Origin of the sequence: Tianweitania aestuarii (genome assembly GCF_018457165.1) — a bacterium.
GTDB lineage: Bacteria > Pseudomonadota > Alphaproteobacteria > Rhizobiales > Rhizobiaceae > Tianweitania > Tianweitania aestuarii.
Genome location: NZ_JAFMNX010000001.1, coordinates 322402 through 338008, shown reverse-complemented (window position 1 = coordinate 338008; position 15607 = coordinate 322402). Strand labels below are relative to the sequence as shown.

Sequence of the window (15607 nt, the reverse complement as noted above, 5' to 3'; positions counted from 1 at the left end):
GCGTGTTGATCTCCACCTATTATGCGGAGAAGTGCCCCCGAGGCAAAGACCTATTCGCGGGTAACCGATTGAAGCGCTTGATGCTAGTCTGTCAGACGCCCCGAAGTCGCGGGCTCACTGAGAACCGGCCATCGGCGCGATGACGTCATGACTGAGATCGTCCTTCGGGCGCTCGGCCGGAAGCTGGCGGCCGGTCGCCGTGTAATAAACCGTTTCCGCGATATTGGTGGCGTGATCGCCGATGCGCTCGATATTCTTGGCACAGAACAGAAGATGCGTGCAGGGCGCGATGTTGCGCGGATCTTCCATCATGTAGGTCAGAAGCTCGCGAAACAGCGAGGTATACATCTGATCGATCTGATCGTCGCGGTCGCGCAAGGAGGCGATGCGATCCACCGAACGGCTGGCAAAGATGTCCAGCACTTCCTTCAGCTGCGCCAAAGCCAGGCCGGATAGCGCTTCCATGCCGCGAAACACGCGCAAAGGCTGACGTGCCTCACTGACGGCAACCACACGCTTGGCGATGTTCTTGCCGAGATCGCCGATCCGTTCGAGATCGCTGGAGATACGGATCGAGCCGATGATTTCGCGCAGATCATGCGCCAGGGGCTGGCGTCGGGCGATGATGATGATCGCCTTTTCGTCGATCTCGCGCTGGGCGTCGTCCAGCATCTTGTCGTCAACGATGATGCGCTGTGCCAGCGCCGTGTCCGAGGTCACCAGCGCCTGAACCGCGCGCTCCACCATGCGCTCGGCATGGCCGCCCATCGCGCCAATGCGCGCCGAAAGGAACTTCAGTTCCTCGTCATAGGCGCGAACGATATGCTGCTGAGCGACCATTGCGGTTCTTGTCCGATGCAGAGGGAAGTCCGATGATTCCCTGTGAAATACCTGTTTTGCATGACAAAACGACGAATATCAGGACCGATCCGGCCCGTTCCTAGGACATAGCAGGCTGGTCGGGGAAGAAAACGGTGAATTCCGTGCCTTCGCCGATCTTTGATCGGATCAGCAGGCGCGCATTGTGACGGGTCACGATGTGCTTGACGATCGCTAAGCCCAATCCCGTTCCTTTCTGGTTGCGGCTGGCTTCGGCATCGATCCGATAGAAACGCTCCGTGATGCGCGGAATGTGTTCGGCGGGAATGCCCTGCCCGTGATCGCGGACCGATGCAGCAATGCCCGTCTGGCCGCCATCTGTGATCCGGTGCAGGCCGATATCCACCTGCTTACCGGAACGACCATATTTGCAGGCGTTCTCCAGCAGGTTCTCGAACACCTGGAAGAGCTCGTCGCGGTCGCCCAGAACCTTCGCCTCGCCTTCCTCCAAATCCGTTTCGATCGTCACACCGGCTTCCTTGGCGCGAGGGCCGATGGTGGCGATCACCGCTTCAAGGATCGGACGCAGGTCGGCCGTTTCACCGGGCTTCAACATCGGCTTCATTTCCACGCGCGACAAGGACAGAAGATCGTCGATCAGCCGCGCCATGCGCCCGGTCTGGTCCTGCATGATGCCGAGAAAGCGATCGCGCGCCGCGGCGTCGTTGCGAGCCGGACCGCGTAGCGTTTCGATGAAGCCCGAGATGGAAGCCAGGGGAGTTCGCAACTCGTGACTGGCATTGGCGATGAAGTCGGCCCGCATACGATCGATGCGGCGCGCTTCACTGTGATCGCGAAAGATCAGCGCAAACAGACCGCGTGTCGTGTCGAGCCGGGCGACGCTGACGCGGTACATTCGTTCCACCGGAAAGCGCTCGGCATAATCAACGGGCTCGCGATCATCGGTGCCGTTGAGCGCATGCTCAACAAGGCTTTGCAGTTCGGGTGCGCGAAAGCGCAGCTGAAGCATCGTCCCGGGGGTCACCGGATCAAAGGCCGACAAGGCCGCCGGGTTGGCATGAACCACGACGCCGTTGCGATCGAAGACGATCAGGGGATCAGCGACGGCGCGCGCAAGATCGAGCTGCGAAAAGCTCGGCGGCGTTTGAACATCCTGTCTCGACCAGGGGCCGCTATCGGGCAAGGCGATGCGCTCGGCAGCCCGGCCGGATGTCACCAGAGCTACCACGATCAGCGCCAATGCAAAGCCGAGCCCCGGCCACAACAGCACCGGCTGCAGCGCGCACAGGACTGCAATGGCCAGCAAGGCGACGATGAGGATGGCCAGCATCGACAGATGCGAAGGTCGGTCCTGCCGCCTTTCAAGCCCTTCGGCTGCCACGATGCACCCTCCTCTTTTTGCCGTTGCGCCAAGTCCTGTTTCCAAAACCGGCTCAGGAACTATCTCCATTGCATCAGATATCATGACAGGCTGATTGCAGGAGAACGGGATGAGCGAAAAAATAGCGCCGGCAAATTTTCCCGATACCGCGGCGGTGACGCTCGATATCGATGGCACGACCCGTTTGTTCGATATCGATGAGCCGGATCTGGCCGATTGGATCAAGGACAACGAACTCAGCGCAGGCGACTATCCGTACGACAAGGCCATGAAGAAGAAGGCCTTCAAGGAAGAGTTCGACAAGCTTCAGGTTGAATTGGTACGCTTGCAGGACTGGTTGGCGACAACCGGCAAGCGCGTGATGATCGTGTTTGAAGGGCGCGATGCGGCCGGCAAGGGCGGCACGATCCATGCCTTTCGCGAGAACCTCAATCCCCGCACGGCCCGCAACGTCGCGCTTCCCAAGCCGACAGAAACCGAACGCGGGCAATGGTATTTCCAGCGCTACATCCAGCAGTTTCCAAGCCACAGCGAATTCGTGACCTTTGACCGCTCCTGGTATAACCGGGCCGGCGTGGAGCGCGTGATGGGCTTTTGTACCGAAGAAGAGCACGAGCGCTTTCTTCACGAAGCGCCTTTGCTGGAGCAGATGATCGTCAATGACGGCATCCACTTCTTCAAGATCTGGCTCGATATCGGCCAGGAAACGCAGCTCAAGCGTTTTCACGACCGGCGTCACAGCATCCTGAAAAGCTGGAAGTTCTCACCGATCGACATTGCCGGCCTGAGCCGCTGGGATGCCTACACCCGCGCGCGCAACGAGATGTTCGAGGCCACGCATACCAAACACGCGCCCTGGGTCGTGGTGCGCTCCAACGACAAGCGCCGCGCCCGTATTGAAGCGATCCGCCATGTGCTCCTGGCGATCCCTTACACCGGCCGCGACCTCGATGCGATCGGCGAGCCGGACAAGAAGATCGTCGGCGAAGGGCCGAAGCTTCTGACGCCGTGAGGTCAGAACCGGGCGAACGGTCCTGACCTCGGCTTCAGCTTTCGCCAGCTAGTTCTGCTGCCCTGTCGCACCCGGCAGCACGGCCGGCGCAATCTGGGTCTGGGATGGTGACGCCGTTCCAGACTGTCCTTGCTGCGACGACGGGCTAGGCTCCTGCCCAGTCAGCTGTTCGTCGGTAGAGGGTGATGCGCCACCGTCTTGCGAAGGCGCATCGCCGCGTGTTCCGGCATTCGGCAGCGTTCTGTTATCGGCAGGCAATGCCGTACTGGCGGTCGCATTGCCGCCGGGCATCTGGTCGGTGCCGATCGGCTGGGGCGAGACCGATCCATCGGCGGCCGCAACGCGCCAGACTGTGTTGCCGGCATCATCGGCCACCAGAAGCGCTCCAGTCCCGTCGATGCCGACGCCAACCGGACGGCCATGCGCCTCATCGCCTTCAATGAAGCCTGTGACGAAGTCCTGCGCCTTGCCCACCGGAGCACCATCCACGAAGGGCACGTAAACCACCTTGTAGCCGTTGAAGGCGCTGCGGTTCCAGCTGCCATGTTCACCAATAAAGGCGCCACTGGCAAAGGCGGCCGGCATGGCCGAGTTCATGGAAAAGGTCAGGCCGAGTGCTGCCACGTGGCTCGACAGCGCATAATCCGGCGCAATGGCCTTTTCGATCATGTCGGGCCGCTGCGGATACACACGTTCATCGACATGGCCGCCATAATAGCTCCATGGCCAGCCATAAAATGCGCCGTCCTGCACCGACGTCATGTAATCCGGCACAAGGTTGGGTCCGAGCTCATCACGTTCGTTCACGACGGTCCACAAGGCGCCCGACTGCGGATTGAAGGCCAGGCCGTTGGGGTTGCGCAGGCCAGACGCGTAAACGCGTGCGGCGCCCGTCTGACGGTCGACCTGCCAGATCGCCGCGCGGCCTTTTTCGGCCTCGAGACCGTTTTCCACGATGTTGGAGTTCGAGCCAACAGAGGCATAAAGCATGCGGCCATCGGGGCTGAGCGCCAGATCCTTCGTCCAGTGATGGTCGATCGGGCCACCGGGCAGCGCCGTCAGCAGCTTGGGCTCAGCGGTGATCTCCGTTTGGCCAAGCTCATAGGGATAAGCCAGGATTGCATCCGTGGTGGCCACGTAAAGCGTGTTATCTGCAAAGGCCACGCCAAATGGTGAGTTGAGGCCTTTCAGGAGATCGCTGCGTTCGTCCACCTGCCCATCGCGATTGGTGTCGCGCAGCAGCGTGATGAGGTTGCTTTCCTTCTGCTCGCCACCGCCGCCGCCATGCGCGATCGACATGATCCAGCCGCGGATCATGTCCTTGGGCCGCGACAAGGGTTCCACCCCCGGCCCGCGCCCCTGAATAACCAGGACATCGCCGTTGGGCAGCGTGTGGACTGTGCGCGGATTGGCAAGGTCCTTGGCATAAGCGGTGATGGTGAGGCCGTTCGGCACCTTCGGCGTGGCACCCTCGTCCCAGCCAATCACGCTGGCTACCTTCAGGTCGGGCAGAAGCGAGGAGCTTGGCTCAGGCAGCATAGGATCGGGGCCGATCTGCTGCGTCGTATCGAAATCGCCGCCGTTGTCGCTGCAACCGGCAAGAAGGAGAAGACCCAAGGCGCTGCCCATGAGCGCGCTGCGGCGCCCGAATGCGGAACGATTATGCATGATGGTTCACTCCCACGAGGCGGCGGGTTTTCATCGACCGGTTCATGCCGGCCACGACCAGCATCACGACAAAGGTCACCGCGGATGTTGCGAGACCGTAGGGCACAACGGCGGTCCATCCGTCGCCCGCGTGGATGAAGCTGTTCAACAGGGCCAACAGCAGCACAACAAGATAACCGACGATCACCGGCCATGTGGGTCGAAGCAAAGCCAAGCCCGAACGTGCCAGGAATTCTATGATCGCCACGACCAATGCAAAGCCGCCGAACACAAGTCCGGCAAAGAGCAGCCATGAGGAAAAGTTCTGCCACAACAGATTGGCCGACAGGTAGTAAGCGATATCCGTCAGAAGCGTGAGCGTGAAGCAAACAGCGGGAAACTGCGAGAAGGCGGTGTAGAAAGGCCGCTCAACCGCCAACGCAACCGCTGTGGGATGGGTCGTATCCATTGGAGAACCTCAATCGGATGAAAGCGGAATGACGTAACGATACAAACGCCAGCTCGACTTGTTCCATCACATCGAGAATTAAGCTTCTACGGATCCCTGCTCGCGGAGCTGCCGCACGCGTTTCACCCAGCGGCTGCCACTTATGCGATGGGGTGTTTTCTCCCAATGAAATGGTTTGGAATAGAGATGCCAGGCCGCGCGCCAGGCGGCGTAGGAGATCATCATCCAGTACACCGGCGTAGCCAGCACCGTCTTCCACAAGCTCTTGCGTTCACGCTTCACCAGCGTGGCCGCGCCGAGAACGAGGAAAGCCGCGTAGCCACAGGCGATGTTCACCGCATCGATCGCAAACAAAGCCGAATGCGCCTGCGGCGTGGCTGGATCAAGCATCTCCAGGACGATGCCAACCAGCGTGACCAGCATCAGCGGATGCGCCAAGGCCGAAATCACCATGCCCGCGAAAAGAACCTGCACGATCAGAAAGGAAGCGGTGCCGATCTCACGGCGCAGCTGCAAGGGATTGCGCATATGAACGAGCCAGGTTTGCAGCCAGCCCTTGAACCAGCGGGTGCGCTGCGGCACCCAGTCACCCAGCCGATGCGGCGCTTCTTCGAAGGTTGGATAGGTGATGGTGCCGCAGCGATAGCCGAAGCGCGTCAGCCGCAAGCCGAGATCAGCATCTTCCGTGACGTTGAACGGATCCCAGGCACCCACCGCTTCCAGCGCATCGCGGCGGAAATGATTCGACGTGCCGCCAAGCGGCAGAACAAGCCCCTTGCTCGACAGCCAGGGCAGCAGCCCGCGAAACAAGGCAGCATATTCGAAAGCAAACAGCCGCTGGATCATGCCTTCGCCCGCATTGGTCATCACGAGCGGCGCTTGCAGGCAGGCAAGCTCCGGCGGAGCATCGCGGAAGGTCTGCCAGGCTTCGAGCAGCTGTAACGGATGCGGTTTGTCCTCGGCATCATAGATCGCCACCAACGCACCAGAGGTCAGCGGCAATGCATAGGTCAGCGCCTTCGGCTTGGTCCGCGGCCCTTGCGCGGGCACTTCGATGACCTCCACCCAGGGCCGTAAGGTATGCGCGCGAAGAGCTGCGAGCGTTTCCGCATCATCGGCTTCGCACACAAGCTTGATTTCGAGCTTTGCGCGCGGCCAGACGATCCGCCCGAGCGACGCCAGCAACTCAGGCACGACCACGGCCTCACGATAAAGCGCGATCATGATCGTATAGGTCGGCAGTTCGGCGGGTATGACGGGCGGCAGCTTGGCGAGGTAAGGCGGCTCGGCGTGACGCGCAGCCAGCATGCGCAAGGTCACGCAGCCGAGGAAGAAAAGCGAGAACACGAGATGCAGAGCGAGCATCGTTGCGCTTGGCCACAGCACAAATCCAAGCGGCAGAGACACAAGCACTGCGCCGATGGCAAAGCCCTGGCTCACGGTTGCGACGATGTTAGCGGAGCAATCGGGCACGTTGTTTGCAAGCGCATCGCAGGCGCGTGTGGTCAGGCGCGGTTCGTTGCGCGCAATCAGCGCCCGGCGCAACACGGAAGGTGCCGCCACGGCCATGCGGCCTGCGCGCTCGGGATGTTCCCGCAGCATCCGGCGCAACCCGCGAAGATCAAGCACGACTGCGCCAACAAGCTGCGTGGGCGCACGGTCCGGCTCGACATAAAGGATCGGCCGCGCCTGCCTGGTAGCGAAGGACGAGCCGAGAAGCCTGAAACTGTCGTTATCGCGAACAGCCAGCCGCGCGGGTTCGACGGCAGGCAAAAAGGTCAGCTGCAGATCATCGGCGATCGCGCGGTAAAGCTGGTCTTCAGAGCACAGATCGGCCGCAAGAAACTCGACGTGAAACGATGTCTTGTTGGCACGCGCCCGGGTGGCGATCGGCACGAGACGATCCACCTGGATGCCCAGGCGATGCAAGATCGGCAGCCACTCGCAGGCTTCCTCGAACGGATCGAGCCGTGAACCCCGATGCTCCAGCGCTTGCGGCTGCCGCTGCGGGCTATTGTCGTTCAGGTCCGGCTCTCGGATCTTCTCGACGGCGCTCATGAGAGCACGCTCAATCGGCAAAGACAACGCCGGCCCAAATCAGAGTAAGCCGAAAGACTATCCCTTGCCGTCAAAAGCATCCCGACAATGGTATGCTTTTTCGATCTCGACCGGATCGCACTCCCCGCTGCGTAATCCATGAACGCAACTTCCCCACAACGCCGCACAACTTACAATCCCCATCCCGATTGTAGTTGATCGCGACGAATGCGCAATCGTCCTGCGAAAAGAAGATGCGACTTGCCTTATGGCCTTTCGGCCTGGTGCCTGATCAGCTTGCTGACATCCACCGAGCACACGCACTGTCCACTTAAAAGGCGGCGCCGTTTCACCAAGATGCATCCAACCAGGCGCTTTGATCCCTCATGCCGCACGTTGATTGCAGCTGGTTGTGGATCATCGCTGCAGCATTGCAAATTCATGACAAAATCGTCGAGGAAGCGCTTGCCTTTCCTCCAGCAAGTGGCTAGTTAGCGCCCAACGACGACGGAGCGATCTCCTTCGTCGGCAGGCAGCTTTGCCTGATGCGCGCCCGTAGCTCAGCTGGATAGAGCACCAGACTACGAATCTGGGGGTCAGGAGTTCGAATCTCTTCGGGCGCGCCACTTTCTTCTCGTTCACATCGCTGACTTCAGGAATCATCTGACGCTTTGGTCTGATGCAGGATCCCTGCGTCGCTTGAACGGCGCTGCACACCGGGTATGCAGATCCTCCCGTCAACAGGTCAGCATCCCCCTGCGCCATCGTGCCTGTGGGAATCCCGCAGCGAGCTTTCGCCTTGTCGGCTCGCGGTGCTAAAAGACCGGTCTCGGAAAGGGCGCTGGATGAAGGTCAACATCGATTTGGGATCTGCGGTTCGCGGTTCTGCGGCTCGTGGGCCCGTTGCCGAACTGGATCTCGAAGAACTGCTGGCGACGCGCCTGCTGGTGCAGGGCAATTCCGGCTCCGGCAAGTCGCATCTTCTGCGCCGTTTGCTGGAACAAAGCGCGCCCTGGGTGCAGCAGTGCATCATCGATCCCGAAGGAGACTTCGTGACGCTGGCGGAGCGATTCGGCCATCAGGTCGTGGATGCCGCGCGCACCGAAGCCGAACTGACCCGCATTGCCGGCCGCGTGCGTGAACACCGCGTTTCCGTGGTGCTCAATCTGGAAGGCCTCGATGTCGACCAGCAGATGCGTGCCGCAGCTGCCTTTCTCGGCGGCATGTTCGATGCCGAGCGCGATCACTGGTATCCCGTACTTGTTGTGGTGGACGAAGCGCAGCTGTTCGCACCGGCCGTTGGCGGCGAGGTGTCCGACGAAGCGCGCAAGCTTTCACTCGGCGCCATGACCAACCTGATGTGCCGCGGCCGCAAGCGTGGTCTCGCCGGCGTTATTGCCACCCAGCGTCTGGCCAAGCTCGCCAAGAACGTTGCGGCGGAAGCCTCGAACTTCCTGATGGGCCGCACCTTTCTCGATATCGACATGGCGCGTGCCGCCGATCTTCTGGGCATGGATCGTCGTCAGGCCGAGCAGTTCCGCGATCTGGCGCGCGGCAATTTCATCGCGCTCGGACCGGCTTTGTCGCGCCGCCCGCTGCCGATCACCATCGGCGCCGTGGAAACCTCGGCACGCTCCTCCAGCCCGAAGCTGACGCCGCTGCCGGAAGCGCCGGAAGATGCGAGCGATCTGATCTTTACGCCCGGGCCAGATGAAGCCAGCCCGATCCTGCGCAAACAGCCCCCGAAGCCGATCCCCACCGCCGACCTTCTGGCGCAGCTGTCGCGGCCGAAGCCTGCGCCGGAACCGGTTGCCGAGCCGGTGTTCGCGATTATCGACGAGGCCGAACGCGAAGCAGGCCTCGAAACAGTGCTGCGCGAAATCATCGAAGACCCGGACGCCGCCTTCCGCTCCGATGCGGTTCTGTACCAGGATTTCCTTGTGCGCTGCCGCATCCGCCGCGTCCCCGGCGAACCCTTGCCGCTGTCGGGCTTCCGCCGGCGGCTTGCGGTGGCACGCGCTGGCGTCGATGAACGTTCGGGCGGTGAAGCCTGGGCAACGGCGCTGACCTTGTCGGAAGGACTGCCCGACGATCTGCAGGGCGTGTTCCTGATGATCGCGCGCGCAGCCGTCAACAAGGACCCCTCCCCGTCCGACGCCACCCTTGCCCGCGCCTATGGCACCCATTCGGCGCGACGGGCACGACGCTTGCTGAGCTATTTCGAGGAGCGCGGCTTGCTGGTGGTGCGCACCGATTTCCACAACCGCCGCGTGCTCGCTTTCCCCGATCTCGACTGCGAGACGGCACCGGGCCATCCCGACGCGCCGGACGACGTTCAGCGCGATGCGGCGGAGTAGGCTTCCCTAACCCCTCCAGCCGCAAATTTTACTCGGCGATGGCTGACGCGATCACTTTGCCAAGTTCGGCAATGGCTGCGTTGCGCTCGTCCATCGTGGCCTTCGTTTGCGTGATGTAGATAGCCGCCACGATCGGCTCATGCTTTGGCGGCCAGATCACCGCCACCACACCGCGCGTGCCATAACCGCCCGCTCCAGTGCGGTCACCGATGCGCCAGCTTTTCGGCAGGCCGGCGCGCAAGAGCGGTCCACCGACTTCGTTCTCGACCAGCCAGGTGGTCAGCTGCTTGCGCGACCCCGAAGACAGCGCGTCGCCCAGAACCAGCTTGCGCAAGGTGTCGGCCATGGCGGCCGGCGTGGTCGTATCCTTCTCGTCACCCGGTTTGCCCTCGTTCAGCTCCGGCTCATTGCGATCAAGCCGCGTAATTTGATCATTCGTGTCCCGCAGAAAGGCCGTAACGGCTTCAGGACCGCCGATAGCCTCCAGCACCTTGTTGGCCGCGACATTGTCGCTGGTGCGCATGGTCGCGGCACACAAATCGCCGAGGCTGATCTTTGCGCCGATCAGCTTTTCCGTCACCGGCGCATAAGGCACCATATCGGCCTTTTTGATAGTGACCGTATCACGCAGCTTCAGTTCGCCTTTGTCCGCCTTCTGCAGCAAAGCACCGCAAGCAAGCACCTTGAACGTGCTCGCCATCGGGAACCGCTCGTCAGCCTTGTAACTCCAGCTCTTTCCGCTTCCTGTGTCGACGATCGCCACACCGACCCGCGCCTGCAAGCGCCCCTCGATCTCACGCGCCTTGCTCACCACCGCATCGTCGGCAGCCTGCGCGGCGGTGTTGAACGACAGCGCCATCATGGCTGCGCAAACGAGTGAAGCTAAACGGTTCATGCACTCTCTCCATTCCAGCCGACGATCCCCACCGGCCCCGCCAACCGCCTTTCCCGTTCATTATGTCAGCAGCGGGGCCGCTCCTCCTCATCCCCGGAAGCGCATGTGATCCACCAGCGCGCGCAGTTTGGGTGCGAGATTGCGGCGTTGCGGAAAATACAGAAAGAAGCCCGGAAAGGGCGGGCAGAACTCTTCCATAATGGCGACGAGCTCGCCGCTCTGAAGATGAGGCCGGAAGGTTTCTTCGACGCCGAAGGTCAGGCCGCCACCGGCGCGGGCAGTGCGCAGCATCAGCCCCATGTCGTTGGTGGTGATCGTAGGCGCAACCGTAACATCGAAGTCGCGCCCATTTTCCGTGAACTCCCAGCGATAGGGTGCAATGTCCGGCTGCGGCCGCCACCCGATGCAACGATGATCCGCGAGATCACGCGGATGCACGGGGGTGCCATGGTGTTGAAGGTAAGACGGCGCGGCGACTACGACATGGCGCTGATCGGCTGAAACCGGAATGGCGATCATGTCCTGTTCAAGCACCTCGCCCAGCCGCACGCCGGCATCGAAGCCGCGCGCCACGATATCGAACTCCTCGTCCGTCACCGTTACGTCGACCTGAATGTCCGGATAAGCTTCTACGAAGTCAGCCAGCAGCGGACCTGAGAGGAAGCGCTCGGCGATCGACGACACGGCAAGGCGCAGAAGCCCGTTCGGCCGCTTCAGATTATCTCGGGCATCGTCCAGCGCCAGCGTGACATCGGCGATCGCCGGCGTCAGACGCTCGTAGAGTTCTGCGCCCGCTTCGGTCAGGCTGCCGCTTCGCGTGGTGCGCTGAACCAACGTTATGCCAAGCCGATCTTCAAGGCGACGCAGGGATTGACTGACGGCCGGGCGCGACACGCCAAGTCGTTTGGCGGCAGCGGTGAGGCTGCCAGCTTCAGCCACGGCAAGAAAGGTGGTTATGCCTGCAAGATCGATGTTCATTGGTAAGCACATGTTACCAGTGACGTCACGATCCGGCAAATAGTTGCACCACCCTGTTTGGTCTACCTCCTGTGCTCACCAACAGGAGATCATCATGACCAACTCGGTTCTTTCAAACAAAACAGTCCTCATCACAGGTGCTTCGAGCGGCATCGGCGCGGGCATCGCAAGGGAGTTGGCGGCTGCAGGCGCAACGCTCGTTCTCGGCGCACGCCGCACAGATCGGCTAGAAGCCTTGGCCGAAGAGTTGCGCGCCACCGGTGCAAAGGTTCTCACTCACCGGCTCGATGTCACCAGCCGCGCAGACGTTGAAGCCTTTGCCGCGGCGGCGCGGGATGCGTTCGGTCCAATCGACGCCATCATCAACAATGCGGGCATCATGCCGCTTTCCCTCATGGCTTCGCTCAAAGTGGAGGAATGGGACCGCATGGTTGATGTAAACATCAAGGGCGTCCTTTACGGCATTGCCGCCGTTTTGCCGGAGATGACCGCACGGCGCTCGGGCCACATCATCAATATCGCATCGGTCGGCGCGCTGACCGTGTCGCCGACTGCAGCGGTTTATTGCGCCACCAAATTTGCGGTGCGCGCCATTTCGGACGGGCTGCGACAGGAATCACCTGATCTTCGCGTCACCTGCATTCATCCGGGCGTGGTTGAAAGCGAATTGGCCGACACCATCACCGATCCCGTAGCCGCAGACGCCATGAAAACCTTTCGTTCCGTGGCGCTGACCCCCGACGCGATCGGCCGCACTGTTCGCTTTGTCCTGGAACAACCGGAAGATGTTGACGTCAGCGAGATCGTCGTACGCCCGACGCGCTCGCCGCATTGATGGAGGCGAGCAATGTCTCATCATCCTTATGTCGGCATGTGGGTCACGGCGGACGGTCATATTCGCCACGAACTCCTTGCAGACAATCGCTACGACGAAGCACGCGGCTCGCGCCATAGCGTATATCAGGGCCGTTACGAAGTTCGCGGCACGCATATCGACTATTGGGACGACACCGGCTTCACGGCCGATGGCGACTTCGTTGATATGAACACCCTCCACCACGCCGGCATGGTTCTGCGCCGACAGCGATAAGCAGCCTGGCTGGCATGAGCGCAGTGTGTCCAACGTCGACAACCGTCTCTGCCAAGATTAAGTGCAGGACGCGACCGATGCCGCCGCAACGCTGCGGCATCGCCTCCTGTCATGTGACCGTCAAACGCGGCGGTCATAGCTGCACCTTTCTTTCAGCCGGATGGATCCGTTTTGACGACACTTCGCCTCGATGGCCTGACGCGCATCTTTGGAACGACCCGGGCGGTTGATCATGTTTCGATGGCGCTGGCGCCCGGCTCGTTTACGGCCCTGCTCGGTCCGTCCGGTTGCGGCAAGACGACCTTGCTGCGGCTGATCGCCGGGTTCGAAGCACCGGATGAGGGCTCCATCTCCTTCGATGGGAAGGTGATCGCCGACGCCAAGACGATGGTGCCGCCGGAACAGCGCGGCATCGGCATCGTGTTTCAGTCCTATGCGCTGTGGCCGCATATGGATGTGGCAGGCAACGTCGCTTATCCCCTGCAAACCCAACGTGCGCCGCGCGACACGATCAAGACGCGGGTGGCCGAGGTGCTCGACATCGTCGGCCTCGGCGGGTTCCAAAGCCGGCGCATCGATGAGCTTTCGGGCGGTCAGCGACAGCGCGTGGCGCTGGCACGCTGCTTGATCGCCAATTCCGGCATCATCCTGTTCGACGAGCCGCTCGCCAATCTCGACATGCATCTGCGCGCAACGATGGTGGACGTGTTTCGCGACATTCATCAGCGCACCGGCGCAACCATTGTTTATGTCACGCATGATCAGGCGGAAGCGCTCGCCATGGCGGATCGCGTCGCGGTGCTGGACAAAGGCCGCGTGCTGCAGTTTGCGGCACCCACCGACGTCTACCACCAGCCTTCCGATGTCGCCGTGGCGCGCTTTGTCGGCCGTGGCGCGATCGTGCCGACCTTTGCCTGGGATAGCGACCAGACCCAAAGCCGTGTTCAAATCGGCGGGCACACGATCGTTGCCCGTTCGAGCGGCGTGCCGGAAGGGGCCGTGAATGTTCTGCTGCGGCCCGAAGGACTGGCGCTTGCCGATGATGGCGTGCCGGGCACCGTTCTCGCCTCGACCTATCGCGGCCCTGTTCATGAACTCAGGATCAAGCTTGCCAAGGATGGCGGCGAGGTCACGGTGGATCACCGCACGGCGATCGCACCGGGAACGGTCGTGAAGATCGCGGTTCAGGACGCCTGGATCATCCCGGCGGCACGCCTCTAGATCAGCGCCAGGGCAGAACGCCGGCCGGCAGACGCCTAGCGAACCGGTCCAGCGCAACGAGCATCGCCACCACCATCACGATGCTGGCGACCGCAACCGCCGCCGCATGCGTACCCAGACCCGCTTCTTCCAGGCTGAACAGCACCACACCCAGCGTTTCATTGCCGCTCGACCATAACAGGGCCGACACCGTCAGCTCGTTGAAGGCGCTCATGAACACGAGCAGCGCGCCGGCAACGGCCGCCGGTGCCACCAGCGGCACGACGATGGTGATCAGCCTTCGCAGCGATCCCGCACCCGCACTGGCTGCAGCTTCGGTGAGATCGGCGGGGATCTGGGCAACGGCGGTGGTGACGGGCTTTAGCGCCAAGGTGAAGAAGCGCATGAGATAGGCGATGAGGATGATGGCGGCCGTCGCATACAAGCTGCCGATCAAGGGCAGCGGGCGCAGGAAAAGCAGAATGCAGGCAATCGCCAGTACGATGCCAGGCACGGCATAAGGCAGGTCGATCGCGCCTTGCAGAACACGCTGTTTGCCGCGACTGAACCGCTCCATCACCAGCGCAACCGGGATGACGCCGAGCGCCAGCAAGAAAGCGGCAGCACCCGACAGGAGAACCGAATTGCGAAAAGCCCGCATGGTGGAAGCCTGCCGCGTCAGCACTTCCGCGAAATTGGCGAGCGTCGCAGTTTCCGCCGTCAGCGGCACGCCGAAAGCGGGAACGAGCGCGGTGGTGATCAGCGCCAGCATCGGCAAAACGAGAATGGCCGCGATCACCAGCCAGGCAAAGACTGCCGCGGCAACCCGCCATCGGCCGAGCGCGAACCGCGCTGGCTTGCCGCCGGCATAGCGAGCCGCGCGATGGCGCGAGGCCAGCGCCTGCAGGGCGACGCCAGCCAAGGCAAGTCCAGCGATCAGCACGGACAGGCTTGCCATCTGCGGCAGGACGCCGGGCCCGAAGCTCGCCATCTGTCGGTAGATCAAGGTGGGCAAGGTCAGGTAGTTCACGGGCATGCCAAGCAGCGCCGGAATGCCGAAATTTCCAACGCCCGACACAAAGGCGAGCGCTGCCGCCGCCAGCAGATAAGGCCGCATAAGGGGCAAGACGATCGTCATCAGCACGCGCCCTTGCGCCGCACCGGATGCCTGTCCCGCTTCAACCAGGTCGCCGGGAATGCGGGAGAGACCCGCGCGCAGCGTCACGAACACGATCGGTGCATGCTGCACGCCGTAAAGGAGAATGATGCCGTTGCGGCCCAAGATCGGATTCTGCGTGCCCGGTTCCGGCGCCAGACCCAACATGCCGAGCAGCGTCGAAGACGGGCCGAACAGATGCAGCCACGACAAAGCCGTCACCTGCGGCGCGATCATCAAGGGCAGGAGAAGCAGGAAGCCGAGGATCTTGCGCCCGGGAATGTCGGTCAGCGCAATGGCCACCGCAAACGGCGCGCCGATCACCATGGCGGCAACGGCACCGAAAAAGGCCGTGTCCAGCGTGCGCCACAAGGCGCGCTGCGTCGCCGTCTTGGTCAGGCGCTCCCAGAAGGCGGTAAGGTCGAGCTCACCACCGGGCGCGATGGCTGCCACAACAAGCCGCGCCATTGGCAGGATGCTGAGAACGCCGACAACAAGCAGCACGAGCACCACCGGCGCCCAGCCGCCCAGCCGCGACCATGCAG

General features: G+C 62.1%; 13 protein-coding genes and 1 tRNA gene. 6 read left to right on the top strand and 8 right to left on the bottom strand.

Annotated elements, in window-relative coordinates; all coding sequences use genetic code 11:
- Window positions 1–114: 114 nt before the first annotated feature.
- Both phoU and JYU29_RS01655 read right to left on the bottom strand, forming a co-directional pair.
- The gene (gene phoU, locus JYU29_RS01660; RefSeq protein WP_213983041.1) at window positions 115–840 is read right to left on the bottom strand and encodes a phosphate signaling complex protein PhoU; all 726 of its coding nucleotides are present in this window, start codon (window positions 838–840) and stop codon (window positions 115–117) included.
- Window positions 841–940: 100 nt separating this feature from the next.
- Complete coding sequence (locus JYU29_RS01655) at window positions 941–2221, bottom strand: ATP-binding protein (RefSeq protein WP_347879829.1); 1281 nt, start codon at window positions 2219–2221, stop codon at window positions 941–943.
- A gap of 109 nt (window positions 2222–2330) precedes the next feature.
- On the opposite strand from JYU29_RS01655, the gene ppk2 reads away from it, so the two are divergent.
- Window positions 2331–3233, top strand: a complete 903-nt coding sequence (gene ppk2 / locus JYU29_RS01650; RefSeq protein WP_213983040.1) for a polyphosphate kinase 2 — start codon at window positions 2331–2333, stop codon at window positions 3231–3233.
- Between the two features lie 48 nt (window positions 3234–3281).
- On the opposite strand, the gene JYU29_RS01645 is transcribed toward ppk2, so the two are convergent.
- The 3 genes from JYU29_RS01645 to JYU29_RS01635 all read right to left on the bottom strand — a co-directional run bounded on the left by JYU29_RS01645 (window position 3282) and on the right by JYU29_RS01635 (window position 7407).
- Window positions 3282–4901, bottom strand: a complete 1620-nt coding sequence (locus JYU29_RS01645; RefSeq protein WP_213983039.1) for a PQQ-dependent sugar dehydrogenase — start codon at window positions 4899–4901, stop codon at window positions 3282–3284.
- Window positions 4894–5349 carry a DUF2231 domain-containing protein gene (locus JYU29_RS01640; RefSeq protein ID WP_213983038.1) on the bottom strand — a complete coding sequence of 152 codons (456 nt, stop codon included), beginning with the start codon at window positions 5347–5349 and terminating at the stop codon, window positions 4894–4896. Before JYU29_RS01640 ends, JYU29_RS01645 begins: the two co-directional genes overlap by 8 nt.
- Window positions 5350–5427: 78 nt before the next feature.
- Window positions 5428–7407 carry a glycosyltransferase family 2 protein gene (locus JYU29_RS01635; RefSeq protein ID WP_213983037.1) on the bottom strand — a complete coding sequence of 660 codons (1980 nt, stop codon included), beginning with the start codon at window positions 7405–7407 and terminating at the stop codon, window positions 5428–5430.
- A gap of 528 nt (window positions 7408–7935) precedes the next feature.
- Between JYU29_RS01635 and JYU29_RS01630 the strand changes: the two genes are divergently transcribed.
- Together JYU29_RS01630 and JYU29_RS01625 are read left to right on the top strand one after the other, a co-directional pair.
- Window positions 7936–8012, top strand: a tRNA-Arg gene (locus JYU29_RS01630).
- Between the two features lie 219 nt (window positions 8013–8231).
- On the top strand, window positions 8232–9743 hold the full coding sequence (locus JYU29_RS01625; protein ID WP_213983036.1) for a helicase HerA domain-containing protein: 1512 nt from the start codon (window positions 8232–8234) through the stop codon (window positions 9741–9743).
- Window positions 9744–9771: 28 nt separating this feature from the next.
- Here JYU29_RS01625 and bla read toward each other — a convergent pair whose 3' ends face one another.
- Both bla and JYU29_RS01615 read right to left on the bottom strand, forming a co-directional pair.
- Window positions 9772–10638: a class A beta-lactamase gene (gene bla, locus JYU29_RS01620; RefSeq protein WP_250157135.1), complete on the bottom strand. Its 867-nt coding sequence runs from the start codon at window positions 10636–10638 to the stop codon at window positions 9772–9774.
- 87 nt (window positions 10639–10725) lie between these two features.
- Window positions 10726–11616, bottom strand: coding sequence for a LysR family transcriptional regulator (locus JYU29_RS01615; RefSeq protein WP_213983035.1), 891 nt, complete (start codon window positions 11614–11616; stop codon window positions 10726–10728).
- A 94-nt stretch (window positions 11617–11710) separates the two neighbouring features.
- Between JYU29_RS01615 and JYU29_RS01610 the strand changes: the two genes are divergently transcribed.
- The 3 genes from JYU29_RS01610 (at window position 11711) to JYU29_RS01600 (ending at window position 13927) form a co-directional block, all read left to right on the top strand.
- Entirely contained in the window at window positions 11711–12451 is a 741-nt protein-coding gene (locus JYU29_RS01610; RefSeq protein ID WP_213983034.1) for an SDR family oxidoreductase, read from the top strand.
- A gap of 12 nt (window positions 12452–12463) precedes the next feature.
- Window positions 12464–12706, top strand: a complete 243-nt coding sequence (locus tag JYU29_RS01605; RefSeq protein ID WP_213983033.1) for an Atu4866 domain-containing protein — start codon at window positions 12464–12466, stop codon at window positions 12704–12706.
- A gap of 171 nt (window positions 12707–12877) precedes the next feature.
- Complete coding sequence (locus JYU29_RS01600) at window positions 12878–13927, top strand: ABC transporter ATP-binding protein (RefSeq protein WP_213983032.1); 1050 nt, start codon at window positions 12878–12880, stop codon at window positions 13925–13927.
- 1 nt (window position 13928) lies between these two features.
- On the opposite strand, the gene JYU29_RS01595 is transcribed toward JYU29_RS01600, so the two are convergent.
- Window positions 13929–15530 (bottom strand): ABC transporter permease, encoded by a 1602-nt coding sequence (locus tag JYU29_RS01595; protein WP_213984197.1) that lies wholly within the window; start codon window positions 15528–15530, stop codon window positions 13929–13931.
- Window positions 15531–15607 lie beyond the last annotated feature (77 nt).